General features: G+C 48.1%; 27 protein-coding genes and 2 pseudogenes. 9 read left to right on the forward strand and 20 right to left on the reverse strand.

What is annotated here, in order from left to right; translation table 11 throughout:
* Together QL223_RS11670 and QL223_RS11675 are read left to right on the forward strand one after the other, a co-directional pair.
* Positions 1-334 (forward strand): annotated as a pseudogene (locus QL223_RS11670) (hypothetical protein); the annotation flags it as partial.
* A gap of 2 nt (positions 335-336) precedes the next feature.
* On the forward strand, positions 337-510 hold the full coding sequence (locus tag QL223_RS11675; RefSeq protein WP_281544829.1) for a hypothetical protein: 174 nt from the start codon (positions 337-339) through the stop codon (positions 508-510).
* A gap of 170 nt (positions 511-680) precedes the next feature.
* Here the strand turns inward: QL223_RS11675 and QL223_RS11680 are convergent, their stop codons facing one another.
* From QL223_RS11680 to QL223_RS11695, 4 genes are all read right to left on the reverse strand, one after another.
* Positions 681-1,103: a hypothetical protein gene (locus QL223_RS11680; protein ID WP_281544830.1), complete on the reverse strand. Its 423-nt coding sequence runs from the start codon at positions 1,101-1,103 to the stop codon at positions 681-683.
* Between the two features lie 190 nt (positions 1,104-1,293).
* On the reverse strand, positions 1,294-1,650 hold the full coding sequence (locus QL223_RS11685) for a hypothetical protein (RefSeq protein ID WP_281544831.1): 357 nt from the start codon (positions 1,648-1,650) through the stop codon (positions 1,294-1,296).
* A gap of 103 nt (positions 1,651-1,753) precedes the next feature.
* Positions 1,754-2,287 carry a hypothetical protein gene (locus tag QL223_RS11690; protein ID WP_281544832.1) on the reverse strand — a complete coding sequence of 178 codons (534 nt, stop codon included), beginning with the start codon at positions 2,285-2,287 and terminating at the stop codon, positions 1,754-1,756.
* Between the two features lie 76 nt (positions 2,288-2,363).
* Positions 2,364-2,660, reverse strand: coding sequence for an immunity 53 family protein (locus QL223_RS11695; RefSeq protein ID WP_281544833.1), 297 nt, complete (start codon positions 2,658-2,660; stop codon positions 2,364-2,366).
* Between the two features lie 308 nt (positions 2,661-2,968).
* Between QL223_RS11695 and QL223_RS11700 the strand changes: the two genes are divergently transcribed.
* Positions 2,969-4,198, forward strand: coding sequence for an ISL3 family transposase (locus QL223_RS11700; RefSeq protein ID WP_281544834.1), 1,230 nt, complete (start codon positions 2,969-2,971; stop codon positions 4,196-4,198).
* A 163-nt stretch (positions 4,199-4,361) separates the two neighbouring features.
* Here QL223_RS11700 and rodA read toward each other — a convergent pair whose 3' ends face one another.
* From rodA to QL223_RS11730, 6 genes and pseudogenes are all read right to left on the reverse strand, one after another.
* The gene (rodA, locus tag QL223_RS11705; protein WP_281544835.1) at positions 4,362-5,474 is read right to left on the reverse strand and encodes a rod shape-determining protein RodA; all 1,113 of its coding nucleotides are present in this window, start codon (positions 5,472-5,474) and stop codon (positions 4,362-4,364) included.
* Positions 5,475-5,550: 76 nt separating this feature from the next.
* Entirely contained in the window at positions 5,551-6,228 is a 678-nt protein-coding gene (locus tag QL223_RS11710) for a DedA family protein (RefSeq protein WP_281544836.1), read from the reverse strand.
* 29 nt (positions 6,229-6,257) lie between these two features.
* Entirely contained in the window at positions 6,258-6,653 is a 396-nt protein-coding gene (locus QL223_RS11715) for a hypothetical protein (protein WP_281544837.1), read from the reverse strand.
* Positions 6,654-6,841: 188 nt separating this feature from the next.
* Positions 6,842-7,804, reverse strand: a pseudogene (rlmF, locus tag QL223_RS11720) (23S rRNA (adenine(1618)-N(6))-methyltransferase RlmF); the annotation flags it as partial.
* Between the two features lie 81 nt (positions 7,805-7,885).
* Positions 7,886-8,275: a cupin domain-containing protein gene (locus QL223_RS11725; protein ID WP_281544838.1), complete on the reverse strand. Its 390-nt coding sequence runs from the start codon at positions 8,273-8,275 to the stop codon at positions 7,886-7,888.
* Between the two features lie 19 nt (positions 8,276-8,294).
* On the reverse strand, positions 8,295-8,642 hold the full coding sequence (locus tag QL223_RS11730) for a YkvA family protein (RefSeq protein ID WP_281544839.1): 348 nt from the start codon (positions 8,640-8,642) through the stop codon (positions 8,295-8,297).
* Between the two features lie 170 nt (positions 8,643-8,812).
* On the opposite strand from QL223_RS11730, the gene QL223_RS11735 reads away from it, so the two are divergent.
* Entirely contained in the window at positions 8,813-9,838 is a 1,026-nt protein-coding gene (locus QL223_RS11735) for an ion channel (protein ID WP_281544840.1), read from the forward strand.
* 67 nt (positions 9,839-9,905) lie between these two features.
* On the opposite strand, the gene QL223_RS11740 is transcribed toward QL223_RS11735, so the two are convergent.
* Both QL223_RS11740 and QL223_RS11745 read right to left on the reverse strand, forming a co-directional pair.
* Complete coding sequence (locus tag QL223_RS11740) at positions 9,906-10,871, reverse strand: hypothetical protein (RefSeq protein ID WP_281544841.1); 966 nt, start codon at positions 10,869-10,871, stop codon at positions 9,906-9,908.
* Positions 10,872-11,117: 246 nt separating this feature from the next.
* The gene (locus QL223_RS11745) at positions 11,118-12,146 is read right to left on the reverse strand and encodes a hypothetical protein (RefSeq protein WP_281544842.1); all 1,029 of its coding nucleotides are present in this window, start codon (positions 12,144-12,146) and stop codon (positions 11,118-11,120) included.
* Between the two features lie 277 nt (positions 12,147-12,423).
* Here QL223_RS11745 and QL223_RS11750 point away from each other — a divergent pair, with 277 nt between their 5' ends.
* Positions 12,424-12,894 (forward strand): DUF2846 domain-containing protein, encoded by a 471-nt coding sequence (locus QL223_RS11750; RefSeq protein WP_281544843.1) that lies wholly within the window; start codon positions 12,424-12,426, stop codon positions 12,892-12,894.
* Positions 12,895-12,931: 37 nt separating this feature from the next.
* Here QL223_RS11750 and QL223_RS11755 read toward each other — a convergent pair whose 3' ends face one another.
* The 3 genes from QL223_RS11755 to malX all read right to left on the reverse strand — a co-directional run bounded on the left by QL223_RS11755 (position 12,932) and on the right by malX (position 16,379).
* A complete protein-coding gene (locus QL223_RS11755) occupies positions 12,932-13,399 on the reverse strand; it encodes an Sbal_3080 family lipoprotein (RefSeq protein WP_281544844.1) in 468 nt (155 codons plus the stop codon).
* Between the two features lie 143 nt (positions 13,400-13,542).
* Positions 13,543-14,712, reverse strand: a complete 1,170-nt coding sequence (locus QL223_RS11760) for a MalY/PatB family protein (RefSeq protein ID WP_281544845.1) — start codon at positions 14,710-14,712, stop codon at positions 13,543-13,545.
* An 86-nt stretch (positions 14,713-14,798) separates the two neighbouring features.
* The gene (gene malX / locus QL223_RS11765; protein ID WP_002539934.1) at positions 14,799-16,379 is read right to left on the reverse strand and encodes a maltose/glucose-specific PTS transporter subunit IIBC; all 1,581 of its coding nucleotides are present in this window, start codon (positions 16,377-16,379) and stop codon (positions 14,799-14,801) included.
* A gap of 331 nt (positions 16,380-16,710) precedes the next feature.
* Here malX and malI point away from each other — a divergent pair, with 331 nt between their 5' ends.
* The 3 genes from malI (at position 16,711) to QL223_RS11780 (ending at position 19,767) form a co-directional block, all read left to right on the forward strand.
* Positions 16,711-17,727: a Mal regulon transcriptional regulator MalI gene (gene malI, locus QL223_RS11770; protein WP_281544961.1), complete on the forward strand. Its 1,017-nt coding sequence runs from the start codon at positions 16,711-16,713 to the stop codon at positions 17,725-17,727.
* A 61-nt stretch (positions 17,728-17,788) separates the two neighbouring features.
* A complete protein-coding gene (locus QL223_RS11775; protein WP_281544846.1) occupies positions 17,789-18,871 on the forward strand; it encodes a site-2 protease family protein in 1,083 nt (360 codons plus the stop codon).
* Between the two features lie 110 nt (positions 18,872-18,981).
* On the forward strand, positions 18,982-19,767 hold the full coding sequence (locus tag QL223_RS11780) for a class I SAM-dependent methyltransferase (protein ID WP_156168234.1): 786 nt from the start codon (positions 18,982-18,984) through the stop codon (positions 19,765-19,767).
* A gap of 37 nt (positions 19,768-19,804) precedes the next feature.
* On the opposite strand, the gene QL223_RS11785 is transcribed toward QL223_RS11780, so the two are convergent.
* The 4 genes from QL223_RS11785 to QL223_RS11800 form a co-directional block, all read right to left on the reverse strand.
* Positions 19,805-20,527: a hypothetical protein gene (locus QL223_RS11785; protein ID WP_281544847.1), complete on the reverse strand. Its 723-nt coding sequence runs from the start codon at positions 20,525-20,527 to the stop codon at positions 19,805-19,807.
* A 214-nt stretch (positions 20,528-20,741) separates the two neighbouring features.
* On the reverse strand, positions 20,742-21,680 hold the full coding sequence (locus QL223_RS11790) for a class I SAM-dependent methyltransferase (RefSeq protein ID WP_281544848.1): 939 nt from the start codon (positions 21,678-21,680) through the stop codon (positions 20,742-20,744).
* Between the two features lie 539 nt (positions 21,681-22,219).
* Positions 22,220-23,230 carry a succinylglutamate desuccinylase/aspartoacylase family protein gene (locus QL223_RS11795; RefSeq protein ID WP_281544849.1) on the reverse strand — a complete coding sequence of 337 codons (1,011 nt, stop codon included), beginning with the start codon at positions 23,228-23,230 and terminating at the stop codon, positions 22,220-22,222.
* A 58-nt stretch (positions 23,231-23,288) separates the two neighbouring features.
* Positions 23,289-24,758: a glutamate--cysteine ligase gene (locus tag QL223_RS11800; protein WP_281544850.1), complete on the reverse strand. Its 1,470-nt coding sequence runs from the start codon at positions 24,756-24,758 to the stop codon at positions 23,289-23,291.
* A 202-nt stretch (positions 24,759-24,960) separates the two neighbouring features.
* Between QL223_RS11800 and QL223_RS11805 the strand changes: the two genes are divergently transcribed.
* Positions 24,961-26,193 carry a DEAD/DEAH box helicase gene (locus tag QL223_RS11805; protein WP_002539926.1) on the forward strand — a complete coding sequence of 411 codons (1,233 nt, stop codon included), beginning with the start codon at positions 24,961-24,963 and terminating at the stop codon, positions 26,191-26,193.
* Positions 26,194-26,241: 48 nt separating this feature from the next.
* Here the strand turns inward: QL223_RS11805 and QL223_RS11810 are convergent, their stop codons facing one another.
* Positions 26,242-26,835 (reverse strand): pentapeptide repeat-containing protein, encoded by a 594-nt coding sequence (locus QL223_RS11810; protein WP_281544851.1) that lies wholly within the window; start codon positions 26,833-26,835, stop codon positions 26,242-26,244.
* Between the last annotated feature and the right edge of the window lie 30 nt (positions 26,836-26,865).

Below are 26,865 nucleotides of genomic sequence, written 5' to 3' on the forward strand. Positions count from 1 at the left end.
CACGGCAGACAAAGCAGTCGATGAAATTACACTCAGAGCCAGTGATTTGAAGCTTGGGCTGAACACACTAAAATCGGGTGAGGTTTTCGGTGTCGGCTTTTTTCTGGGCGGTACATCGATGCTGATGCTATCCAGCGCCCAAATAAGCTCAGAGAAATACCTGGCATCATGCGACAGCACCAAAAATATAGACTGCCGTTGGTTACGCAATAACAACATAGACGTTGCTACTATACCGGATGAAAAATTCCGCCCACTTCAGACTGAAAACAAACTGAGATCAGTTGTTGTTATCAGCCCAGAGCTAACTGCACCTTTGCTGACGATACGCTGACCGTGATAGACAATCCGATTACGTTGATTAAGCTGTCTGCCAATCAACACCCTGCATTGGTGCCTGCCCAATCAATGATTGAGCTTCCTTCAGTAACGCTTGAAGACATTCCAGGCGCGAACCAGTTTAGTGCATTTCTAAGTGTACTGAGAGTGGTTTCAGCATCCTTGCCTTAGAAGGAGAAGAAGCACTTTGTCAGGAACTGGGGCAGGTTTCCCGAGCGGAAAATCATCAGGAAATTTTAGATGCGATTTTGACTGCTCTGACTCGGTAGGAAACAAGGACCGAAAGAGCGAAAGAAGGACAGTCACTTTTAGCTATCATTAGCTTCTGGGCCTTAGCTAATTTAACCCGAATACACGAGGCTGCTGTGCAAGTCTTTAACAGACGATTTGGCCAATGGTTCATCATAGTAAATGGCCATTTGGACATAGCTCGTGTTTGATAAAGCAAAACAATAGAACGCTGGTTGTCGTTCATCATCCGTCGTTTCACTGAGGCTATATGAATAAAATGTCACACTTTCATTCGTATACACCGATTCTTCAAAAGCATCTTTTGAAGTACCTTCTTTAATCCAAGACAATAGTTCTTCTTGCGATTTGCCATCGTCATTCTCCCAAATAGATACCCAAATAGTCATGCCGGGCCGCCATAATACCAAGTCAGAGTCTTCTATCCTTCGATTGTATTTCTCGGCTAAAAAAACGCCCCAATCGCTGGTCATTTGATAATGTCCTTCAACAATTGGGAAATCTGGATGCAACATAATTTCGTTCTCCTTACTTTGAGTGGCGAAGGACAATATGAGTAAGATAAATAAAGGTACTCTGGTCATACTTAAGCTAACGTTGCAATAACGGGCGCTTACCAAACCACCCAAAACTGCTTTAATCCTTTGTATTCTCAAGACTTTGAAAAGCTGCCGCATTAACAAAGCGTCCCGTTGATAGCTTTTGTTATATGGCATTTCCAACCCTGAACCATTTGGCTAACTCGCCTGTCCTGCGGTCGGATTGAGTTAGTTTATACTCATGGATCTTTAGTTGACTCAAGATTCCAGTTAACCCTTCAGGCTGTTGAGTGGTAGACGAAATTCTTGCGTATTGAAGTGCCAAACAACAACAAGAATCGAACGCATAACCGTCTGCTTGTTCAAGCGCTAACGCTAAAGCAGGCATGACAGAATTGAATGCGTCAGTACTATCCACACTTTTAATTGAATCTTCACGCCACTCAGCAACAGACCATTCATTCAGGCTCAATGCATCAAGAGCAATTCTTAATGTGATTCGCGACTCTTCAATTACAAACATACTTTCACCATATAACGCCTCATTGAGAGGCTAAAAATAGTTGGTTAAAATAAGCGACGAAGGAGCAAAAACCATCTATTTTTTGTCCTACTTCAATGACTTGTTATGCAGCTACTCCAAAATACTTCGAATATATCCTTGGGCACATAAACTGCTCGCACTCTTCTCTAAATAGCCAATTGGATGAGCACTCAATATGACTGAATACATGATCTATAAAGTAAGTCATATCCTCCAAATATTTTCTAGAAGCGTTATTGGAAAGTCCTTTAGAAATTCTCACCTTAACTAGGTCGGTACTAATATCCTTCCTTGCTCTAAAATAAAATTTTACGCCTTCTTGCGAGAAATACTCGACACCAAAGGCTTCGCCTTCCAATTCCCATTCGGCTTGGTGAATTTCTTTCTGACTGGCGAAACCACGCAAAAATTTTTTAGCAATTTGTAAATTCTTTAGTAAACGACCGCTAGATCTAAATCTCACTAGTTTTGCGCAGCAGTCCAGCAAATAGCGCTTTACTATTTTCTGTTTGGCCGGATTTTCACTTACTTTCTCTAACTCTAACTTTATATTCATAGTCTGGGAATCAACTGGATGCATAACGTCGCAATAACGGGCGCTTATCAAACCGCCCATACTGATTTAATCCTTTGTATTCACAACACTTTGAAAAGCTGCCGCAGTGACAAAGCGTCCCTCGTTGATTGCCTTGTTAGTTGCCATTTGCTGCCCAATCCAAAAAAACATTTAACATTGCTTCGAGCTTTAGTGGTCCACAAGCCCCTATAAATTGGTTATTTTCCACCTTACAGAAGATCCAATTCTTATCAGATTCATAATCAACCTCTACTGTTGTAAAAGTTTGTTTATCCAATGAAGTTTCACTTAAGTCTATTTTTATTGACCATCCAGGATTATCTAAAGTGTCAATTTTCATCCCGAAAGAATGCTCCCAATCATCATTGCATTGAGAGAGATACCAATCTTGTAATTTTTTTAATGTATCCATGTATACCTTCGGCAACTAACAACTTATTAGCGGGCATAAAGCCCGTTTAGTACAAAATCGAGACGCCCGTTTAGTCCGCGTACACTTAAGTCACTTTACCATATAGCTTAGTAGAATCAGTGGATTAACTTATTGGCTTGTGGCCCAAAAATGAGAAATCGGGCGTCCCGTATTAAAAGCGTTCATATTTTTGCTATATACATACCCCTGTGTTTTTATGGCTCTTCACCGTTCGTGGTGGAAAGTCTTTCTTTCCAAACTATCGAATCAGCCCGAGAATAGAATGAAATTCAGCTGCTCGATTGAAAATGAAAGATACTGCACTTTATGAAGCCATACTGGGGCTTGTTTCACCATGGAGCGTTTCGTCGGTTCAGCTTGATGAATCGTCTCACAGAATCACTGTCACGGTTGTGTACGCCAAAGACACTGTTCAATGCCCAACTTGCCAGAAAACAGTCAGAAAACATGATTCACGTAAGCGGGTTTGGCGCCACCTAGATACATGCCAATTTGAAACCTACATCGAAGCCAAAATTCCTCGCTGTGACTGTCCAAAGCATGGGGTGCAAACGCTTCCAGTTCCCTGGGCATCTTCGGGAAATCGATATACTGAGTTGTTTGAAGCGAAAATCATTGAAGCACTCCAAACGACGTCACTACTTGCTGTAGCCAAGCTGTTTCGACTCAGTTGGGGAGCTATCGACCGGATAATGGGTAGAGCTGTTAGTAGAGGGCTTTCTCGACGGCAATTGGACAACGTTGAGCACCTGTTGGTTGATGAAACAGCGTTCTGCCGAGGCCATGACTATGTCACTGTGTTGTCGAACCGAGCGGGGCAAGTTATCGCTGTTTCCGATGGAAAAACTGCAGAAAGCCTTACAGCCTGTTACGCCGTGTTACCGATGAAGGCCAAATTACAAACCCGCTCTGTGTCTATGGATATGAGCCGTGCTTTTATCAATGCAACAGAAACCTATTTTGGTCACAGAGCCAAGCAGATCATATCTATTGACCACTTTCATATCGCTAAACTCCTGACCAAAGCAGTAGATGATGTGCGTAAGCAAGACGTGGAATCTCTTCCGTCATCAATGAAACGAGAGTGTCACCGAACGCGTTATGGTTGGCTGAAACGAAACGATCGCCTCAATAAACAGCTAAGAGTTCGCATCTGTGAATTATCAAAGATAATGGTAAATACTGGATTAAGTTGGGTTTTCAAGGAGCAAGCCAGACTCATTTGGAAAAGAAACCGAGTGAGAGGTGCCAAAAGCCAATGGCTAGAGTGGTTAGCTCTGATAAAACCCAGCGGGATAAAGCCGATGATAAATGCTGCCAACACAGTGAGGGAGCATCTACCGAGAATACTCAATGCAATGAGAATGCGCGTATCCAATGGGCTTGCTGAGGCGATAAATGCACAGATTCAATATATAAAGTTGCGTGCTAGGGGTTATCGGAACAAGAGCAGATTTAAAATGGCGATATTGTTCCACTTTGGACAGCTTGATATGTCTTTCCACCATAAACGGTGAAGAGCCGTTTTTATACAGAGGAAATGCATCAGAAAAATTCAGGCTTTGTGGGATGATTCGAGCACTCAGATGGCCTCAACGTTAACTCACGTTGAGGCAAAACCATATAAGAGCCCCCAAATCCTAACCTTCCCCTTAAAAAGGGGAAGTCCCCAAGAGCAAGTTAAGCCTTACTGAACGTTCTCGCACTCCACGTCGCTTCTACTGGCTGCTTGCCGCAACAGAGTGCCATGATGATGCCGAAACATGCGCCTTGGGTGATCATCGCCGTGCCGCCATAGCTGATAAATGGCAGCGGGCTTCCCATTACGGGTAGCAGGCCACTTACCATGCCCAAGTTGATAAAGGCGTAGAGGAAGAAACTCATCGCCAATGCGCCGCTGACTAGGCGGGAAAACGGCGAAGCCGTGTTGACTGCCAGCCATAAAGCACGACCTGAGATAAACAGGTATAGCGCAATCATGACGGCACTTCCCAGAAAGCCCCACTCTTCTGCAAAGGTTGAGAAGATAAAATCGGTGTGGCTTTCGGGGATGAATCCCAACTGCCCTTGTGTCGCGTGCATAAAGCCTTTACCACGCACGCCACCAGAGCCAATGGCAATCAGGGATTGGATGATCTGATAACCCGCGCCGAGTGGGTCTGATTCGGGGTTCAAAAACTGGGTGACACGCAGTTTCTGATAGTCCGCCATAAAGAAGAACCACATCACCGGTACTGTCGCCGCAACTGCTGCTAACACTGAGCCAATGATCTTCCAGCTCATACCTGCTAGATACAGCACGAACAGTGCGTACATCACGGTAAAGATCGCGCCGTCCAAGTCTGGCTGAATCACAATCAGCCCTGCCGGTAATGCTGTGACCAACGCGCAAAGTCCAATCTTTTGCAGACCTGGCCTGCCGGGGTCTCGCACTATCAGCCATGCGACAATCATAGGCACCGCCACTTTCACAATTTCAGAAGGCTGAAAGCGGATAGGGCCAAGCGCGAGCCAGCGTTTGGCGCCGTTCACCGTGTCTCCCGCCACAATCACACCAAGCAAAAGCACAATCGCCAAACCAAAAAGGTGCGGCGTGAGTGCCCGGTAGGTTTTGGCAGGGATCAACGAGAAAATCAGTAAGGCAAGAAGCGCAATCATGGCGCGGGCGACGTGTCTTTCAAGGGTAGGAACACTGTAGCCGCTCGCGCTCCATACGCTCATTGAGCCAAGGGTGATCAGCGAGACAATCGCGATCAGCAACGGAATATCCAGTCGTGGGCGCAGTATATTCATGGGTTAAAACGTCTTCGTTAAGATCAGAAAAGCCACGTCGGTTTTGCAAGCGACGTGGCGATGAAATAGGTCAGGATTAAGCTTGTGCTGAAGGGGGCTTACTGCCTCTCAGCAATTTGCGGACTCGCCAGGTAATCGCAGTCAGAATCGCGGCACAAAGCGTGATAACAGGAGCAGCCATCAGCCCCATGGTTACCGCTCGTCCAAGCGCGTCTGGCAGGGATGGCAACAGGAACCCGATGCCCGCCAGCAGGAATACCCAAAGGGTGGCGCTTAGCCATGCAAAGTAGTGGAAACGTGGTGCTTCTTTCACGCGGATGCCCATCATCATCGGTACAATCGAGCGGACACCCGGAATAAAGCGCGCTGCAAAAAGCGCCACTAAACCATGCTGACGCAGTAAAGCATCGACGGTTTTCATGTTCTTTTCCGGCACTTTCTTAAGCCAGGATTGCACCATCGGCAATTTGTTCAGCCAGCGACCTTGCATGAAGGCCATCCAGCTTCCCATTGAAGCAGCCACAATCAGCAGTGGGAATGCGATAGCTGGCGTTAACACACCAACGGCCGCCAAAGTGCCCACCAGTACAACCACGCTGTCGCAAGGTAAGGGAGCCGCCGGTAAAAAGCCGCTTTCAAGGCAAATCAACACAGCCACGATGATGTAAATTAGGGTCGCACTGCCGGGAGCCAGCAGCGCATCGAAATCCTGGTTCCATAAGGCCACCAGCACTTCCTGAATTGCTTCAAACATATTCTCTCCAAGAATCAAAATTAACAGGGTTAAGTGATGCTGGAGAAACCTTCCCTTGAGTGGATAAAACGGAACTGGAGATGGCAAGGTGCGAAGAAGCCTGTGATGTTCTGTCGGCTTTGGCGAGTGCGGAAATAGCCTGACGACAAAAGGCCAAAGAGAAGCAGAGAAATGCCTGAAACCGGAAACGCTGACAGTGATGAGGGTTCGTCATCGATAAACTCGACGTCATCGGGAAGAATGCGTGATGTCATGGTGCGAAGCAGCGAATACTCTTCCTTCGCCAGCGGCACGCCTTCCCTATCCTGCAAAGCTGCGTGATGCCCCTGCGCCAAATCGACCCCAATAACCCCCACAGCGCCGCTTAACAGCAGCACCATCATCAGGGCAACATAGAGGGAAAGTCGCTTGGTCGGCGTTTTCACAGCGTATTCTCAAAGGTCAATTCAGGCAGAATTTACTGCTAAAACCACAAAAAGAACACCACTTTTTATCGCTTATGACGACCTTGCATAAGGCGGCGATTTTCCAACCAAAAACCGCCTGAAAAGCGCGCTATTTTTCGCCATTTTTCGCCATTTTTCGACCAGTTTTGGCGTGCGGATTCGCTGAGAAAAGTCCATGCCACAATACGCGTTACTTTCTGCCCTTGCGCCATTTCGATGGTGCGGACATCTTCGACTTTTAACGCTTTCAATTGCTTGTAGATACCCGGCAGGTTTTCTTTCTTGGAAACCATGGTGGTGAACCACAGGCATTGAGTCTTGAAGTCGGCGCTTTGCTCTATCATTCTATTGATAAAAGCGGCTTCGCCTCCAGGACACCAAAGCTCTGCGTTCTGTCCGCCAAAATTCAGCACTGGTTTGCCCTTGCCTTTCATTGGCTGCGCTTTGAAGGGTTCTGAGCCTTTCTTGCGGGCATTGGCGGCAAGGTTCTTCACTTTGCGCTCAAAGCCTTTTGTTGCCTCTGCCATCGAAGCATGGAAAGGCGGGTTGCACATGGTGAAGTCGAAACGCTCTTTGTCGTTAATCATGCCCGCGAAAATGTGGTCTGGGTTCTTTTGAAGACGGCATTGAATGCCCCCTTTGAGGCTTGGGTTCATCTCCACCATCAGCTTGGCGCTTTTTACAGATACTGGGTCAATATCCGCGCCCACGAACTGCCAACCATAAACGCGGTGACCAACCATCGGGTAGACGCAGTTTGCGCCCATGCCGATATCCAGCCCCTTCACGGCTTTGCCTTTTGGAATTTCTCCGCCGTTGGATTCAGCCAGCAGATCTGCCAAGTAATGCAGATAATCCGCGCGGCCAGGGATTGGTGGGCAAAGATAGCCTTCTGGAATATCCCAGAAACTGATTTGGTAGAAGTGTTGCAACAGAGCCTTGTTGAGGGTTTTCACTGCTTGCGGGTTGGAAAAGTCGACAGACAAATCACCGAACGGGTTCTTCTTCACAAAGGCTTTGAGCTCTGGGGTGCCTTTCATCAGCGCCGGGAAATCGTATCGCGCACGATGGGGATTTCTAGGGTGCAGACCTTTCTTAGGTTGTGAAGTGGTTTTGTTCGGTTTTGTCATGATGACGCCTAGTCGACTTTGTCCGGAAATTGCAGGGCAGCGATTCTAGCACGACAGCCAGAAATTCCGAGCTGATTTCCGCTAGTTGTCAGGTCTTTCGATACTGTGTTCAGTCGGCTGCGGTGTCACTGTCATCACCTTCACGCCACTTGGCGTATCAAAGCGGTGCCAGACATTTTCCGGCACCACGACCAACTCCCCGGCAGACAAGGAAATGGGTGTTTCTTCTTCACCATTGAGAAGGAAGATGGTGGTTTGCCCTTCCAGCACATGCACCAGTTCGTCGCCCGGATGACGCTCCCATTCACTCTTTCCTTCGTAGTGGGCAATGAAAACGCCACCATCCCGGTAATCTGCCAGCGTCGCAAAAGCATCTTCCCCCTCACCGCTCAGCGAGTGTTCCGGCGTTCGATCTTCCAGAAACGTGACTTTCTCAAACGCATCCTTGAGGTTGACTCTGCTTCCTTTCATGCCCTTTCCTCTGGGTAAATTAATTGAGCTTCTTAAACCACTGATCCAGCTTCGCGCCTGCTTTCTGGCCGTGTTCTGCTTTCACGTGCATCACGACCGCTGCAGCCGCTGCCGCCAGTACGCCGAGGTCATCAGAGAAGCCAACGGCAGGTGTTAGATCAGGAATGGCATCAATAGGCGCGATAAAGTAGCCAAGCGCGGCGAAAATAGTGGTTTTCGCCCATTTGGGTGTGTCGTCATCTGTCGCGGAATAGTAGAGCTTGAGGGCATTTTCCAATACGTCGTAACCTGCCTTTTGCGCAAAGTTACGGGCTTTGGTCCAAAAGCCATCGTCAGAAAACTCATCGAGATATTTGTTGTCACTCATGGCGCGGTCCTTCTCGTCACTGATTTCAATCTACACGCTAATCAATGCTGCTGCCTAACCCGAATCTGAGAACTTTTTCACAGTCGGCAAAATTGAGAAATTTGCTGATGGATTAGACTGTTATAGTGGCACGCTAGTTTGAACTCTAAGAAGGTTAAGGAAAACGGCTGATGAACAAGTGGTACATGGTTCGCCGATGGATCACCTCTCAATTTCAGCGTTTAAGCGGGAAGCACGTTATTACTGCAGTGTTGGCCTACGCAGTCATAAGCTGGGTGCTGCTTCGCTTAGCGGGAGAGCATGCACTTACTTCTCCCTTCGTTGATTATATCTATTATCTGTTAGTGACCGCTTCTACAGTGGGTTACGGCGACATGTCTCCCACTACAACGGCGGGTAAATGGATTGTCGCACTGTTTGTGATCCCTTGTGGACTAAGTATTTTTGCCATCGGTGTAGGCCGCTTGGCGGGTATTACCATTGAGTATTGGCGCAAAGGACTGTTAGGAAGAAGGAGCATTGACGTGTCCGGACACATTTTGATTTTGGGTTGGAACGAAAGCCGAACCCTTCACCTCATCGACATGCTTCTGCACGAAGAAAAAGACAAGCGCCCCATCGTGCTGTGCGTGCGTGCTGACATTGAAAACCCTCTGCCGAAGGAAATCGATTTTGTCCGCACCACAAGCTTTACCGACGAAACCGCGATGAGCCGCGCAGGCGTGAGTGATGCGGACTGCATCATCATCGACAACCCGGAAGACGACATCACCTTCGCTGCTGCCCTGTTCTGCGCCAGCAAAAATCCGGATGTTCACATTCTCGCGTACTTCCAGGAGGAAGTCCTTTCTGACCTTTTGAAAACCCACTGCCCGAACGCAGAGTGTATTCCTTCTGTGTCGGTGGAAATGATGGCGAAATCAGCTGTGGATCCGGGCTCTTCTGAGCTTCATCATGAGCTTTTGAACACCCGCAAAGGCATGACGCAATACGCGGTCACCTACCCTTGCGATGCGCAATACACCACGGTTGAAGCGCTCTTTCTACGAATGAAGAAGGAGCATGATGCAACGCTGATTGGTTTCCGTCGTGACAGCAAGGTGCAGTTGAACCCTTCCCTTGATCAGGAAATCAAACCGAACGATTTGTTGTTCTACATTGCCGATGAAAGGGTGTTGGACTTTAAGTGGGATTGATTTAACCCCACAGATAGCAAATACAAAAAAGGAGCCATTCGGCTCCTTTCTCTTTAGTTATAGGCGCTTAAGCCAGATTCAGACGCTGACGCAGGTTACGACGAAGCAGATAACCTATTTCACGTCCCTGCTTACCCATATACGCACCAAGCAATCCGCCAAATCGTGCGCCGCCACGCGAGCCTTCGTAGATAGAATCAAACAGGGTGTTTTCCACTTCCACTATGTAATTCATGCGGTCATCGCTATCAAACCACGCCAGTGATTGCTTGTTAAGCGGCGTGTCGACCAAGGTGATTTTTTTCTCCGCTGGCAGTTTTGCCACGATTTGGTTCAGCAATTTGATGGTGTTGAACGGACGGCGACCTTCGCCGTTTGAGCGCTCAAAATCTGCCGCATAGCAAATTGGAGCGATCTCAAGACCGGACTCATCCAGCATGCAGTGACGAATCAAAGACGCCGTGCTTTCCGGCCAGATTTCCACTTCTGGTGACGGCGAATCGTTAAGGAAATCCCACTCATAGCTATGGCTGGCAATATCCACTTTGTTCAGTCCAACCACCAGACGGTTATCAAGCTCCTCGCCTAATGCTGGCACTATCACATCACAAATCAGTCTATAGCCTTGGTTAAGATTGCGCTCAGCAGCATCCAGCACCACGACGACCATGTCGATAAGCGGGTTACCCTCGCCATCGCTTTCGCTCAGCGTTGATCCAATCTGCATATCCAGCATTTTGTCATGTTGTTCATCGCCGTTATGACCGGGATAATCCCACACCACCAGATTGCCATTTTGGAAGCGGGTAATACCGGAAGAAGCATTGAATTCTTCAGTCAGGTTATCGCCAAACACCGCTTTGATGGTGGCGGTTTTACCTACACCTTTGGGGCCGGCAACCATAATGTTTAATGGCTGATCTTCCAGCTCATGCAGACGCAGTTGCAAGGTGGACTTTTTGAACTCGTCCACCAGCGAAGAGTGGCTGATGTCCCAGGCCAGTTGTTGAGAAAATGACTTGCTGTTTTGCATGGGTGTGTCCTCGGTAAATACTTCCTATACCCAAACATTTTTCACGCCAGCGACTTCCTGTCAGCTTGGGTATTACCATTCACGTAACCAATTTATCATCTGCAACTATACGCAATGCACAAGTGGCGATTTGTCTCGCTCTTGATAGCATTTAACAATTTGTTTACTTAAGGAATGATGTGCGGTTTGAAGCTGATGAAACTACGGAAGTTAAGGGCTCACCGAGTAGTGAGCCCTTTTGGGGATTTAGATGGAAATACCCAGTTGACCGCGGATTTCGTCTGAAACAATGTTTCCAAGCGCACGGCCATGACGTCCCAAAAACGCACCTAGCTGACCACCGAAACGATCACCATCGTGCGCGCCAAGATGGATGGCATCGAAGCAGGCATTTTCAATGAGCTGCAGATAAAGCAAGTTGTCATCATGCTCACGCCAGTGGTCATCTCCGCGACTGAGAACATGATTGAACAAGGTGAGTGATTTATCTTCCGGCAAGGTTTCCATAGTGCGGGCCAGAAGTTTAAGCAGGTTGAAAGGACGACCACTTGGGGACTCTCCCGCTTCGGCGCTGAAAGCCAAAGGACGGGTCTGAACACCTGCGTTGTCAATCAGTCGATACCGAAGCGTTGCAGCCGTGCAATCTAACCAGATCTCTGCATCCATCGGCATCACATCTTTTACGTACTCTCCACGAATGGCATGAGCAACTTTGTCGCACTTGCTGAAAAGTACCATCAATCGACCATCAGCGTTTCTGCCCATCATGGAGATGATCGTGCGGCAGATATCGAGGTAACTATCGTCAATGTTGCTGGAGGAGGCATCAAACACCACCATGACCAGATCAATCAGTGGTTTGCTGTGGTCATCGGTTTCAGACAATAGCGCAGAAAGTTCCTGTATTAGCGGCTTAGATTCTGGGCTGTAGTCAGGAAGGTTAGCTTCCCAAAGCGTCACTCGGTTGAGTTCTGTACGCTGAATCTCGTTGGCCGAGCGAGACCAATCCCTCTCTCCAAACATCGCTGACAACATGGCGGACTTGCCTGTTTGAGGCGAGCCGAGCACGAGAACGTTTAATGATTCATCGGCGAGTACCTGAAGGCGGCGCTTCAACCTCGCTTTGTACCCATGTTCCATTTCAACGCTGTTTTCGACCTGGCTAAGCACGCGGTCAAAGAAGGTATAGTCGGGCACAGATGAATTGGCATTCTCATCTTTTAAGGCGCTCAGTTTTTTGAACAACTGAGTATCGACATAGTGGTTTCCCTGCATGGTGGTGGTTCTCCTCTTCAATCAGATTCACAACGGAACCATCCACCACTATATGCATAAAATGTCGTAACCAAGTGTCTCGCTGTTGATAGAAAGTAAGGATTCTCAATTAATAATGTGTTCGAAAAATCCAAGCATTCAACGTATTGAAATCGTGGCGGCCGTAAATAATTCTGACTATTCAATATAATAATTTCCCAAACGCTCGGATACATCGCAATCCTGTACCGCCTTATTTGGTTCAATTAGCCACTTCACTAAGTGTTGAGGGAATAACATGAAAAAAGTCGTTAGTTTGGCTCTGTTTGCCGCCATTGCACTATCAGGTTGTGCGACTGTGCCTACCGTTTCGGATGCTGATACCAATGCCGCAAAACAATTCAATCCACCAGCCTCCTCAGATAACGCAGGCATCTACGTATACCGTATTGATTCTCCAGTAGGTGCAGCACTGAAAAAAGATGTTTTCATTGAAGGGGAATGTATTGGCGAAACCGCTCCAGGCGTCTTCTTTTACCATGAAGTATTGGGTGGTGCTCAGGTGAAGGTATCAACTGAGTCTGAATTCTCACCCAATGATCTATTGGTTGATACCGAAAAAGGCCAACTCTATTTTGTAGAACAGTACATTAAGATGGGCGCTTTTGTCGGCGGCGCAGGGGTCGAGCTTGTTGATGAAGCAACGGGTAAAGCAGAAGTTTCTAAGTTGAAGATGGCAATAAAGGGAACATGTTCGGCCAAGAAATAGAATTGAAAGGAAAAGCCCGCAAATGCGGGCTTTTTCTTCAGTACTCTCCGGCGCTCAACTTCTGTTGCGCTTCAGAAACGGTTATTCGCCCAAACAATATATCCATCATGGCCTGAATACGTTTGTTGTCATCACCATACTTCGAGAATGTAGCGTGGTTCGGCGCTTTAAATTCTACTTCTCCTACTTGGGCATCATTCTTGTAGGCTTTGATTTTCGCATCAGCAACAAAGGTTCGAATATCCCAACTCCAGCGGGAGATATATGTCAGGGTCAGTTCACTTGGATCGGGCGTGGTATTGGGTTTCGCCACTTTGCATTTTTTGCCTTCATCCATACACCACGTCAGCATGTTATCGAGAAACACACTGCGGGTCGCTGGGTGCTCTACGATGGTAACCTCGGTGCTTTGATTCGCTTTGCTGATTGGCGTCGCTGTGTATTTGGGACCAGAGCAACCAGCAAGTATGGTTACCAGAAGCAAGCCAAGGGTAATCTTCTTCATTGTCATTCATCCGTGTTATTTATTTCCTTTTGTAGAAATAATATATGGGTATAGCCATGTTCCAACCCCTTACGCGTCGATTTAATAAGAAAAGCTCACCGAAGTGAGCCATTCCAAAAGACAATTGTTGATTTGAGTTTGGTTTAGCGTTGTCGCCTTATCGCCCCAACCAGCGCCTTCAAACCCGCTTCCACTTTCGAGCGCGGACAGCCCAGATTCAGTCGGACATACCCTTCGCCCGACTCGCCATAAACGCTGCCGTCCATAATGGCGACATTGAAGTGTTCAATCAGATCACTTTGTAACTTCTGCATATCAAGGTTTAAAGGCGACAAATTAATCCATGCCAAATACGTCGCATCAGGAACCACATAGTTCAGCTCAGGGAACACGCTGAGTGTATCGCGCACAATCCCGTGGCTTTCGCGCACATAAGCATTCAATGCGTCTAGCCATGCTTCACCATGGTTGTAGGCGGCCATCATCCCTATCACACCGAGAATAGAAGGCGATGACAGCCCATCCACTTCTTTCAGTTTGAACAGGTAATCATTACGCACTTTGTCTTCAGCAATGAAAGCGTAAGCGCCATTCAATGCCGGAATGTTGAAAGACTTGGAAGCTGAGGTCACCAGCGCCCAACGCTGCGTCATGCCAAAGCCCGTCCAAGGGGTATGCGCTTTGAAGGCGACATCCATATGGATTTCATCGGAGATCAGCGCCACATCATGCTCATCGCAAAGCTCAGCAATGCGCTGTAATTCCTCTTTTTGCCAAACACGGCCGGTTGGGTTGTGAGGGCTGCACAGCAAGAAAATCGTGGTGTCCGCTTCTGCCAATTGCGCTTCCAGTAAGTCCCAGTCTATTTCCCAGCCGGATGCTGTTTTGACGAGTGGGTTTCGCACACAGCGACGCCCTGCCCCTTCCACCAACTTGTCGAACGCATCGTAAGCGGGCGTTTGGAATACCACGCCATCACCTGCATGGCTCCACTTTTCAATCAGCTTGGCGATGATGTAAATCACTGAGGGGCCGTAAACGATGGTGTCTTTGTCGATTTGCACGTCGAAGCGGCGTTGATACCAGCTTTCAATCGCGCCTTTAAAGTCATCGTGATTCCAGCGCGAATAGCCCAAAACAGGATGTTCCAAGCGCGCTTTCAAGGCTTCCATCACAGGTGCTGGCGCTGCGAAGTCCATGTCTGAAATCGTGAATGGCAGCAGCCCTGCTTTGCCGAATCTGTCCTGCACATAGTCCCATTGAGTGCAGTAGGTGCCCATGCGGTCAATGGGGGTATTAAAATTAAATGTCATGTGTGCCTTCTTGCCGTTTTTTATGTTCTAGACAAACAGGAAAACCCCCGACTTATTAAGTTGCGGGGGTTTAGGGGGATAACAGATTAGCTTGCTGTTGCGGTCATCAGTGCCTGCATTTCATTTTTCACCAGGTGAACCTGAGTACCAATCACGACTTGCAGGTTGTGAGCGTCCAACTTAACCACACCCAGCGCACCGTATGATTTCAGCTTGTCTGCATCTACCAGTTCCATGTTGTCGACAGACAGACGCAGGCGGGTAATGCAGTTGTCCAGCGCGGTGATGTTCTCTTTGCCGCCCAGTGCTGCCAGAATCGCTGCACCTTTACCAGATTCGTTGATGAACGCTGCTTCCAGTTCTGAGTCTACTTCTGCAGTATCCACTTCACGGCCCGGGGTTTTCAGGTTGAACTTGGTAATCGCGAACTTGAACACGGTGTAGTAAACCGCAAACCATGCGCCTGCCACGACTGGAACCAGATACCACTTGGTTGCTGTGCCTTGCAGAACACCGAACACCAGGAAGTCGATGATGTTGCCGTCGGTGTTGCCGATAGTCACATCCAGCAGACCCATAACCATGAAGCCAAGGCCAGTCAGGATAGCGTGGATGAAGTACAGTGCCGGTGCCACGAACAGGAACAGGAATTCCAGAGGCTCCGTGATACCGCCAACCACACACGCCACCACACCAGAGATCAGCAGCGCTTTAATCTTGCTGCGGTTTTCAGGTTTCGCACAGTGGTACATCGCCAGTGCTGCACCCGGCAGACCACCTAGGAATGCTGGCATCTTGCCTTGAGACAGGAATGCGGTCACTTCAGGACTGAAGCCGTTGGTGTCTGCACACGCCAGTTCAGAGTAGAAAATGTTCAGCGCGCCAGAGACTGTCTGACCACACACTTCCATGGTGCCACCCGCTTCAGTAAAGCGGATCAGCGCAACCAGAATGTGGTGAAGGCCAACAGGCAGCAGCAGACGTTCACCAGTACCAAACAGGAACGGACCGAACGCGCCAGCACCTGCAATCAGGTTACCGATACCGTTGATGCCTGCTGCAAAGTAAGGCCATACGAATGGGATCAGCACACCCACAACACCCAGCGTGATTGCTGAAATGATCGGAACGAAACGTGCGCCACCAAAGAACGCCAGTGCATCCGGCATCTTGAAGGTGTAGAAGCGCTGGTGCAGTTTGGCGACGATGATACCCACCATCACAGCACCCAGAATACCGGTGTCGATAGATTCAATGCCGATAATGCTCTTCACGCCGTAGGCTTTGCGTTCCAGTTCGTCACCCAGCACGCCGTTGACGGTCAGGAAGAAGTTAATCGCCAGGTTAAACGCGGCATAACCCACGAAACCCGCAAAGGCTGCCACGCCTTTTTCTTCGCGTGCGAGACCCAGCGGAATCGCAATCGCGAACATCACTGGCAGATAGATGAATGCCACCAAGCCAATCTTGGTCATCCACATAAACAGGTATTGAAGCAGGGTGTTATCTAAGAAAGGAATCGCTTCGCGGATGGCATTACTCGATAACGAGCTACCCACACCGAGCAAAATACCTGAGAACGCCAGCAGCGCGACAGGCAACATAAAGGTTTTACCAAGACTTTGGAGGAATTCCCACATGGTGGTTTTGGTGGCTTTCTTCGTCATTACAACTCTCCGAATTATGAGCATATGACTGGTGTGGAGTCCTCAACCAAAGCATGAATCGGTTGTCTGCCCCACACACGGGACTATGTGTTTTCGCCGCTCATATTAGGGAAACAAAATTTTGGTAAAACGTTTTATCAAAACATTTGTGATCTGCGCATCGATGCTTAATCCACAAATTTGATCAGGTTTAAATATTGGGAATTTGGCAGTATCCTTTCTTGGTAAAACGTTTTACTAATGTCACGCTAACCCCATATTCAAAAGACATGAGGATGCTCGCTGAATCCTGCATTTTCACGTCGTCTGGTTATTAAATATCAAATAAGGAATTCACTTGAAGAAAGTGACGATCACGGATGTCGCTGAGCACGCAGGCGTCTCAGTCACCACGGTCTCAATGGTTTTGGGCAACAAAGGACGTATCTCTCCGGATACAGCTGAGAAGGTCAACAAAGCCGTGACTGAACTTGGCTATGTCCGAAACCGTGCTGCTGCTAACCTTCGCTCCAACAGCAGCGAAATTGTTGGCCTGATCCTGAAAGACATCAGTGACCCTTATTACGCGCAAGTCGCCGCCGGCCTTTGCGAAGAAACCGAAAAACAAGGCTACATGGTGTTTCTGGCGCAAAGTGGTGATGCTGAAAAATTTGAACAGTGCATGCTGACCATGGCGCGTCAGGGTGTGGGCGGCATTGCCTTCTGCCCGACCAATGAAAACCAGCAGGTTGATGCGGATGTGCTTAAAGCGCATAACTTGCCGTTGGTGTGTATCTCACGCGCATCGGTCAATCACCAGATTGATTACGTCGGGCCGGATAACGCCAGTGCGGCGAAAATGGCGACGGAATACCTGATTGAACAAGGTCATCGTCGCATTGCTTATGTCGGTGGGAAAAGTAGCTCACTTTGTCGCGCTGAACGCGTGGGCGGCTATTGCAGCACGCTAATGCAGTTTGGTTTGCCATTTAAACCGGAGTGGGTGGTGGAATGTGAACCTGGCCAGGCACCCGCTGCAAAAGCAGTCGAAGCATTGCTTGCCAGCCATCCGCAAATCAGTGCGGTACTTTGCCATTACTCCTCAACGGCAGTCGGCGCGGTGCAGGGCGTTCACCGACTTGGCCGAAACGTCGGGAACGACACCATTTTCAATAAAGAAATCTCCATCGTAGGTTTTGATGCCGTTCAAGAGGCGGAACTCACCGAGCCGCCCATCGTGTTTGTGAATTCAGATGCCAAAGAGATTGGGCGACAAGCCGCAAAACGCTTGATTGAGCAGTTAGAGAAAAGCGATTCCGCCCCGCGTAAAATCATTGTCACACCTTCATTGATCAATCAGCCTACCTAGAGAAATCCAGCGCTAATGCTGGTACATTAGCGCCAACGTTTTCTGATGAAGCACTAACACTTTGGAACTATTCAACATCACCTGTCTCGGTAAGCCTCTGCGTCTTGAAGGATCGCTGGCGGGCTGGCAAGCACTTTACTGGGACAACCAACTCGTTTCTCAACTCGCCGCAAGCGCCGATAACGACGGCGAGAAAGTCCACACTTTCCAACTGACGGCCAACGACCAAATCATTACCGTCGATGTCTCCTCCAGCCTCAGTTGGCAGCCGTTCAACATCGACTACAAAGTCGCGGTCGACGGAGAAGTAGTGGAGTCTGGCTCGCGCAATGAAAAAGACATAGAGCGCCAGCAGCCGGAAGTGAAACCTCAAGCCAAACAGAAATTCAGCCTGATTGGTCTGGCGTCACTGGGCTTGAAACTCTTCAAGAGTGCCAAGGTCATCAAAGTGGTACTCGCGGGCGCAAGTGTCGCTGCCTATTCCTGGTTGTTCTCCTGGCAATTCGCCCTGGCGTTGATTGCTTGCCTAGTGGTGCATGAATACGGCCACATCCGCGCCATGAAGTACTTTGGCATGAAAACCAAAGGCATTTACCTCATCCCGTTTATGGGCGGATTGGCGCTTTCGGATGAGAAAATAAATACGCGCTGGCAGGATGTGGTGATTTCCATCATGGGGCCAACCTTCGGCCTGTTTATGTCTTTGGCGGCGCTCATGGCTTATTGGGTAACAGGGAATGTGTTCTTTGCCGGTCTCGCGACCTTTAATGCATTATTAAACCTGTTCAACCTGCTACCGATTTTGCCCCTTGATGGCGGACACATCCTCAAAAGCATCAGCTTTTCGATGAACAGCGTTGCAGGCTTGGTAGCCTGTATTGCCGGTGCGGCGGTGGGGGTATATGTCAGTTACGCGTTCGGATTGGCCCTGCTCGGCTTCCTATTGCTGATTGGCAGTGCAGAAATTGTTTTCGAATGGAAATACCGTCATCACTCGCATCTGTTACCGCTGAGCCGCTACGGCCAAATCTTCAGTACCGTGTGGTATTTCTCAACGGTTGCTGCTTTGGTTGGCGTGATTATCTACTTCGCCACCAAAGGCGACGAGATGTTGGCACTGCCGCTATTGATTCTACAGAGCTAACTGAAAGCACTTCTCATAAAACGCCAGCCATTGCTGGCGTTTTTTCTTTCCAGCTTCAGCAAAAATTCATGATGTGATTTATATCGCACTAAAATGAAAACCGATGTACGATGCGCCACCTTTTTCATTTCGGTGTGTTTTACGTGATTACTCCATCATCAAATGCGCTGTATACAGATCTCTCGGGTTATTACGATCTGATGTGCGCAGACATTAACTATCAGTCTCAAAGTGACTGTGTGCGCAGGCTTCATCAACTGTTTGGTAACCAAGGGAAACGTCATCTGGATCTGGCGTGTGGTACAGGCCCACACATTCGTTATTTTATCGATACCGGCTTCTCAAGCGATGGTCTTGATCTGAACCAGCCAATGCTGGACCAAGCGAAACTGCGCTGTCCGGAAGCACAATTCTCGCTGCAGAACATGTGTGAGTTTGTGGTAGATGCGCCTTATGATCTCATCACCTGTTTTCTTTATTCGATCCACTACAGTGGCAATATCGAAAACCTCAGCGCTTGTATTCGAAGTGCTCACGCAGCGCTTAAGCCTGGTGGTGTGTTCTGTTTTAACGCCGTTGAGAAGAACCTGATCAACAACAACTCTTTCGTGCGCCATATTGTTCAGCACGAAGGCAGTGAGTTTGCTTTCAAATCAGGCTGGTTCTATTCCGGAGAAGGCGACAGACAAGCACTGAAACTCAGCATCGAAAAGACCACAGACAAGGTGACCGAGGAATGGCATGACGACCACCCAATGGTCGCCGTGAGCTTCAACGAGCTAAAAGAACTGCTTGATCCATACTTCGAAGTCACTGTGTTTGAACACGACTACGAAAAGCTGGAGATGTGGAACACCACGTCAGGCAATGCCATTTTCGTGTGTGTAAAGCGATAAGATGAGAAAAGGCCGGATTGAATCCGGCCTTTTTTGATTAGATTGGATTGCCATTGATGGTGGCGGAAACCAAGGTTTCTGAGCTGGTAAAGGTTGTCCCACTCTCAACTGTCGAGACAACATCTTCCCTGATGGTTATCCCATTCCCAACACCAATATATTGAGTGAACACCGCTCTGATTCTATCACCCTTCGAGTCAACATTATCCGCTACCAGTTGTAATACACAGGTTTCAAAGGTGCCAGCAGGGACAGTGATATTCTCTGTACGTAAATACTCCAGTGAATAGTCAGTTGTGTTACTTAGAACATCATTTTCATATTCTGATACTGTCGGGAACGTTTTCTTCTCACCCAAAGCTAAGTCGAAGTTAAGCGTCAATCCATTAGGGCGATAGGTGCTCTCATCACTATCGATGACTTGACCCAGCGTTGTAATATTTTTATCTGTCGTATCAACCAAGATGTAAAGCCGATTATCTTTACCACTACCGTCTGTGATTTTTTCTTCAATCGCATCTGGGTAGCCACGATAGGTTGTTTTTTGAATGACTTCTGTGGTTTCAGAATCATTTGACAATGATTCACCGTCAAAAATAACGGCATTAACCTCATTGACCACAGTACCCACGCTGTAAAGCGATTCGTTAAAACAAGCCGAAGAATTGGCACGCTGGGCCACTGTGTTTCCGTCTCCGCTACTGCCTCCACATCCTCCTAAAAAAAGTGCGCCACTTAAGAACAACAGATACGACTTCATACTTCATTCTCCAACTGCAATCCATGGGCAGAATGCCCTTCGCAAGCGAAATATCTATCGATTCTATCGACCGTATTTCGGAGAATTTGCTTTGAAAACGAGACGAAATATAAATAGAAAAACAGCAAGCCCAAATTTGTTCTTTAAAGCAGAGCTACTGCACACTTTACAATATCGACACAACAAGAAAGCGCTTTCTTGTTGGCGCCAATTTTTATTGAGCGCCTTTGTAATGAGCCACTATCTCCGCATTGCCAATTGAACGCTCTGACTTGGAACCAAGAAAAAACACGCCATTGGCTGCATCTACGTTGTATTTTTCAGGAATCAAACGATCGAACAACATCACCCAAAACAGCGAAAGCTTGATTGCTTTCCCCGCCCAGTGCGAACGGAAAAGTCCACTGAAGAAACCTTCAAGCGCCCACAATAGCTGCGTACCAGCGCCGGAACAGACTCCTGACTTAACCAAACTGAATTGACGGAATAACAAACGGTGTCCACTTTCGGTAAAACGCATGAAATCGTAGGGGCCTTCATGGACGTGCTGTAAAAAGGGGGTTTCCGCATACACCAAACCATTGGGTTTCAGTACACGATGGATTTCAGAGACGACCATTCCCGGATCCATAACATGCTCTAACACGGCCTGAATGATCACAGCGTCGAAACTGTTGTCGCTCAATGGAATACAATGAGCATCAGCCACAAATTGAACGTTTGGAGACGCGTAAACATCAAAAGAAACTAATTCGATATTCTCGTCTTCATAGAAGCGTTCCATGCCTTCACCAATAGTACCTCCCCCTATTATCAACACGCGTGGCTTTCTGCGTAACTCAAACAGTGTGGATATTAGCGTGTCGACATTCTTCTTCGTCACACCGGAAGGTGGCGAAACCAGGCGCTTCATCACCTTCATTGCACCAGAATAGGTGTGTCGTGGTACAGCGGAAGCATCAGATGACAATTGCCATCCCAATCCTTTGCAGCGTTCAGAACACAACAAAATCGGGTAACCTCCCACTACTTCGTAGTGTGTGTCCCCCGTGCTTGACGCCACCTTGGCGTTTTGATCGTCCAATTTATCAAGCTCAGCGCCACTACGCGGACAGCGCAACAGTGCTAAAACTTCTTTTTGATCCAAAAGCATTATTAGCCCTAATCCCTTACTGCAAAATACTAAGCGTTTGAACCTTTGTCTAAGTCTAAAAAATCTGAACTTTTAGCATTTCATTATTATGTGATAGACCTTATAGACTTTATGGTAAAGGATCTAGGGATAATCATCCTTTAATAAAAAAATAGGACTTAAAGACTAAATAATCCCCATATACAAAGAAAGGAATAGTTGTAGAAAGGATGTATACAATTGAGAGGAACTTAAATTATTTCCTTTTAATACAATTGATTAAAAGGATAGGTAGGGAATTCTTTACAATATTAGTAATGCATAAATTAGAAAACATTATTTTCCGAGACACCATACGGAAAACTTTCAATTTTCTGACAGCGCCTTGACGGCAATATTTTATGCGGAATAACCCGTGAATACCGATCAAGACACCGTGCATAGAAATGCATTCAATTCGATAAAATCCATTATGCCATTTCAGCCTGGCAATGTGTATTAATTATGCATGACACCTTATTGAAAATAAAATTATTCAACGAAACAAAATGTTAGCGAGTTTAGTCAACCACCATATAAAACAGGCAGTCTGATAGGGCAATATGGTGTTTGGTGGTGATCATGAAAAGCTTGGAGGCATGTTTTAAACGAAGCTCACCATCATGTTCATAGAAAAGTGCATCGATAGGGTGTCCACCTTCGCCATCATTGGTCGTCATGCCATCCAGTCCTTTCTCTCCGAGCCACCCAATCATGCTATCTGCCGCCATCCAACCGAAGTTATGGCGGTCAATATCAGGTGGAAGGGTCAGGTCTGCATCCTCGACCTTCCGGTCGTGATAGCAAAGTTCCAACTCTTGTTTCAATTGCACTCGCACAGGGTGGTAAAGCAAGTCCAGTGGCCAGAAGCCAGAATGATTGGCGAAGATATTGTCGGCCGTCAGGAAATGATGAAGCCCATTCTTTGCCACTTCATGGGCGGAATGATCGGCAGCGCCTCCACATTCGACGGTAACGATAGGTGACTCGTCAGTGGTTTGCTCCATCAGCGCGCCCAAACGAACACTGGTGCAAAGCATTCGCTCAGTAAACAGTGAGGCAATCTGCTGGTGTTTTTCATCATCAATGATAGAGACCGAGAATGAAGGACTGGTGCCGGAGGTGTTGTGGAGGTCGACAACCGCTTCAGGTTTTAACTTGGCGATACGTGTCATGATTTCAGCCGCGATGCCATAGCTGTCATCCTCGCCCGTTTTCCCAAAGCAGCGATTCATGTCCGGTTTATCAGCGAAATGTCGGGTGGTAAAAGGCTTGTCGTAGAGCGCAGCTTTCACATTGGCCAAACAAAAATGCGTAGTTACTGCACAGTCAGGAGAATTCTGGGCAAAATGCCAGAGTGCCTTGGCTCCGGAAGGTTCATTGCCGTGAAGTAATGTCACCACCACACGATGTCGTTCAGGATCCCGGCCCGGCAACGTCAGCCAACTGGCTCCCGGCAGCGTATCCAACCAGGCAACCAATCCGCGTCGTAAATCTTCATCGTTAGGCCAGCTAACATCATGCAGCATCATGACTTTCTTACACTCCTTGTGAAATTCTTAGGGTCTGTTAACACTAGCACCCACTGCATCATAAAATCGGCCAGTGTGAAACTGGTGCGCCTGATAAATATTGCTTTTGATACAGGGCGAACATCTTGTTCAGGGCGACTTCACGACCGTATTTTCTTTCCAGCTCAACCAGAGTCGAAAGCTGCCAACTCGCTCCGTTCTGACGTTTTGCCAAACGGTGCTCTATCACCACCATCAACATGTCAGCCTCTACCCTGGAAATGCCCAGTTCAACCAACGAATCGGCAACGCGTGGTAACAACTTATCCAACACATCCACCAGTGGATATTCTTGCAACGTGCCATTTTCTGATTCCCAAAGGATATTGGCATTCACACCATATTGAGCTGCTCTATAGAAATTATACTTTGCAAATTCAAAAGGTAGCCTGTCCATCAGCCTGTCCAGGTCGCGTTGAAGCGCATGAGCCAAACCAATGCAAAGCGCCGCGTTCGCTACCATGTCAATGGTGGTTGGCCCGGCGGGCAAACTTCTGAGTTCAATACGAAGATGTCCACCGTCTGCATCGTCATACACAGCGCGATTCCAGCTCCAAATTGTGCTCTGGTGAAGACGCAGCGCGTCAAGCCTTGGGCCACAGCCTTCCTTACATTTAGATTCCGGCAGATCAGGCAACAACACTGGCTGAAGGCTGACACCCTGTCTGAACAGTTCCAGCGCGCTTTTTCGCACATACCCTTTTCCGAAGGATACCCGTGCAGGCGTGTGCCAGTTCATGCCACAAAGATTGCGGCTGTCTATGGACTGCTTAAACAGCGGTACCCGGGTTTCATGCCAGAGTTTTTTCTGTAAGAAGACGGGGGAATTCGCTGCCATCGCCAAGGTGAAAATGGTGGCGATTTGAATACCGTTGTACCACTGAGCAAACTCATCAGGTTTGACACGATAATGCACCTGAAAAGACGTATTGGCGCCTTCCAGCGTGAGATCATCAGCATCCACTTCCAGGCTTTCTGCGCCATGAATACGGATATGGAATGGCCCACCGCGGGATTCGCAAAGAATATCGGTCAGAGCGTGATAACGGGGGGAGTCCGTCATAGACGCCAGTCCGAAGTCGCCATCTTTCAGTGTGGGCAATATCCCAATCGGCGTGACATCTATACCGTCTGCTTGTGCGATAGCCTGCAGCGATTGCAGTCGTTCGTCCATTTTTTGCTTGAGGAAGGTGAAAGGCGCGCCACTAAATTCGGTATAGGGGCAATTGTATTCCACATTAAAGCGATTGATTTCAGCCGTCATAAGTGGATCTGAGGCTTTGTCGAGAATATCGAGATTGTAGTGCGCGGGTCGATGATGTTTGTCGGTGAGATAAAGCTCCAATTCGGCACCTAAGGTGCATTTCCCTATTCCCCAACCCGGCGTTTCCAGTAACCCTTCGAGTTGGTCCAATTCTGACTTTAGCTGCTTGGCGAATTGCTCATGATCGCTGGCGCTAAACGAGGTTTTATTAATATTCTGTCCCACTGTCTTACCCTCGCTTGACTTCAATGTTTAACATAGAACAAAAAGCGCGCAGTTACAGGCAAGTAGCGACTTCCAAGCCGAGATTCGCGCCAACATTCGCATTCCTGAGCTAGTATACGAGTGCGGATTATGCACAGCATTTCCGTGAAATCAGACTATCTGATACACTCGCGCCCCTTCTTTACGGCGGAACTTTTTACCCATGTCAGACAACGTATTTTCACTTCTTCATCCCACGCTTCAGCAAACGCTGAGTGAACTTGGTTACAGCGAGCCCACTGATATCCAGCAGCAAGCGATTCCAAAAGTGTTGGAAGGAAAAGACGTGATGGGTGCTGCCCAAACAGGCACAGGCAAAACCGCCGCTTTTACGCTGCCTCTGATCCACCAACTTCTGGAACGTGGTGTGAAAGGTTCTGCGCGAGTGTTGATCGTCACGCCAACCCGAGAGCTTGCTCAGCAGGTGTATGACAAAGTTGCAGAGTATGGCCAGCACACTTCTCTGAAATGTGTGGCGCTATATGGCGGCGCGAACATTAATCCTCAGAAGAATCAGTTGGCGAAGAAGCCGGAAATCATTGTCGGCACGCCGGGTCGCCTGCTCGATCACCTTCATATTGGTACCTTGCAGCTTAACAGCCTGGATACGCTGGTTCTCGATGAAGCTGATCGCATGCTCGACATGGGCTTTATTTCAGACATCAAGCGCCTGATGAAGAAAATGCCAAAGGAACGCCAGACGCTGTTTTTCTCCGCCACCTATCCAAAGCAGGTTATGGATTTGGCTTACCGCCTGCTGAACGACCCTGTACGAGTGGAAGTATCAACCGCTAACAGCACAGCTGAAACCGTCAATCAGTTGGTGCATCCGGTTGACAGAAAACGTAAGCGCGAACTGCTTTCCTACTTGATAGGCAGCCGTAACTTGCAGCAGGTATTGGTATTCGCTAAAACCCGCCAAAGCACTGAAGCGTTGGCAAACGAACTCAAGCTCGACGGACTGGCAGCAGAAGCGATTCACGGCGAGAAAACCCAAGGCGCACGTAACCGCGCATTGGAAGGCTTTAAAAACGGTACTGTGCGCGTATTGGTAGCAACCGATGTGGCTGCACGGGGGTTGGATATCCCTTCACTGGATACCGTGTTCAACTACGAACTGCCACACCAGCCGGAAGACTATATTCACCGAATCGGCCGTACCGGTCGCGCGGGAAAATCCGGCATGGCGATATCGCTGGTCAGTCGTGAAGAAGAAGGCATGCTGAACGCAATTGAAACCTTGATTGACCAACGCCTCCCTCAGGAGTGGCTGGCGGGTTTCGAACCAGATATCAACGCAGATAAAGAGCACCATGAAAAGCGTGGTGGTCGCGGCGGAGAGAAGCGTCGCCTTAAGCGCCAGCTTTTGAAAAAAGCAGGGGCTAAAAAACGTTAGGGGCTAAGTAAAAGAGAAAACGGCGCATTCAGCGCCGATTTTTTGTGTTCAGTCCACCAATTCTATGCCGAGGCTTTCCAGCAAATTCAACGCTTCATAGCGAGAAAACTTGGCGCCTTTAAGCTGATTTTCCAACACATTGATGGCGTAGTCTGTCGATTCACTGAAATCGACCTCTTGCAGATTGGTGCGCATAAACTGAGCGTGGGTAAAATCGCAGTATGTCATCGAAGATTGCTGGAAGTCTCCCTCCCTGAAGTCCACTTCATGCAATTTGCACTCTTCGAGTTTGAGCTCGTGAAGCGTCAGCCCAAAGAATGACGCATCATTCAAAATGCATTGCTTGAACCTGAGTTCGAAATCCACATGGTATGAAGGCCAGTCTGCCTTGCTCCAATCCACGCCCACCAATTTGCACTCTTCAAACTGCACGGTAAAAAGACGCGTGCCGGAGAGGTTCACCAAACTCAGATTACAGCGTGAAAACTCACAATTGATGAACTTACAGTTTTTGAAAATGGCATCGGAGAAGTCGCACTCTTCAAAACGGCACTCTTCAAATTCAATGCCCGTGAACGATTCGCCTTGAAGGTCTTTCTTCGCGAACAGCTCGTCGTAAAAACTTTCGCCACTTTCAATCATTCTCAATGTTCCCAAATATGGCCAATAGAC

Source organism: Grimontia sp. SpTr1, assembly GCF_947387585.1.
GTDB classification, from domain to species: Bacteria; Pseudomonadota; Gammaproteobacteria; order Enterobacterales; family Vibrionaceae; genus Enterovibrio; species Enterovibrio indicus.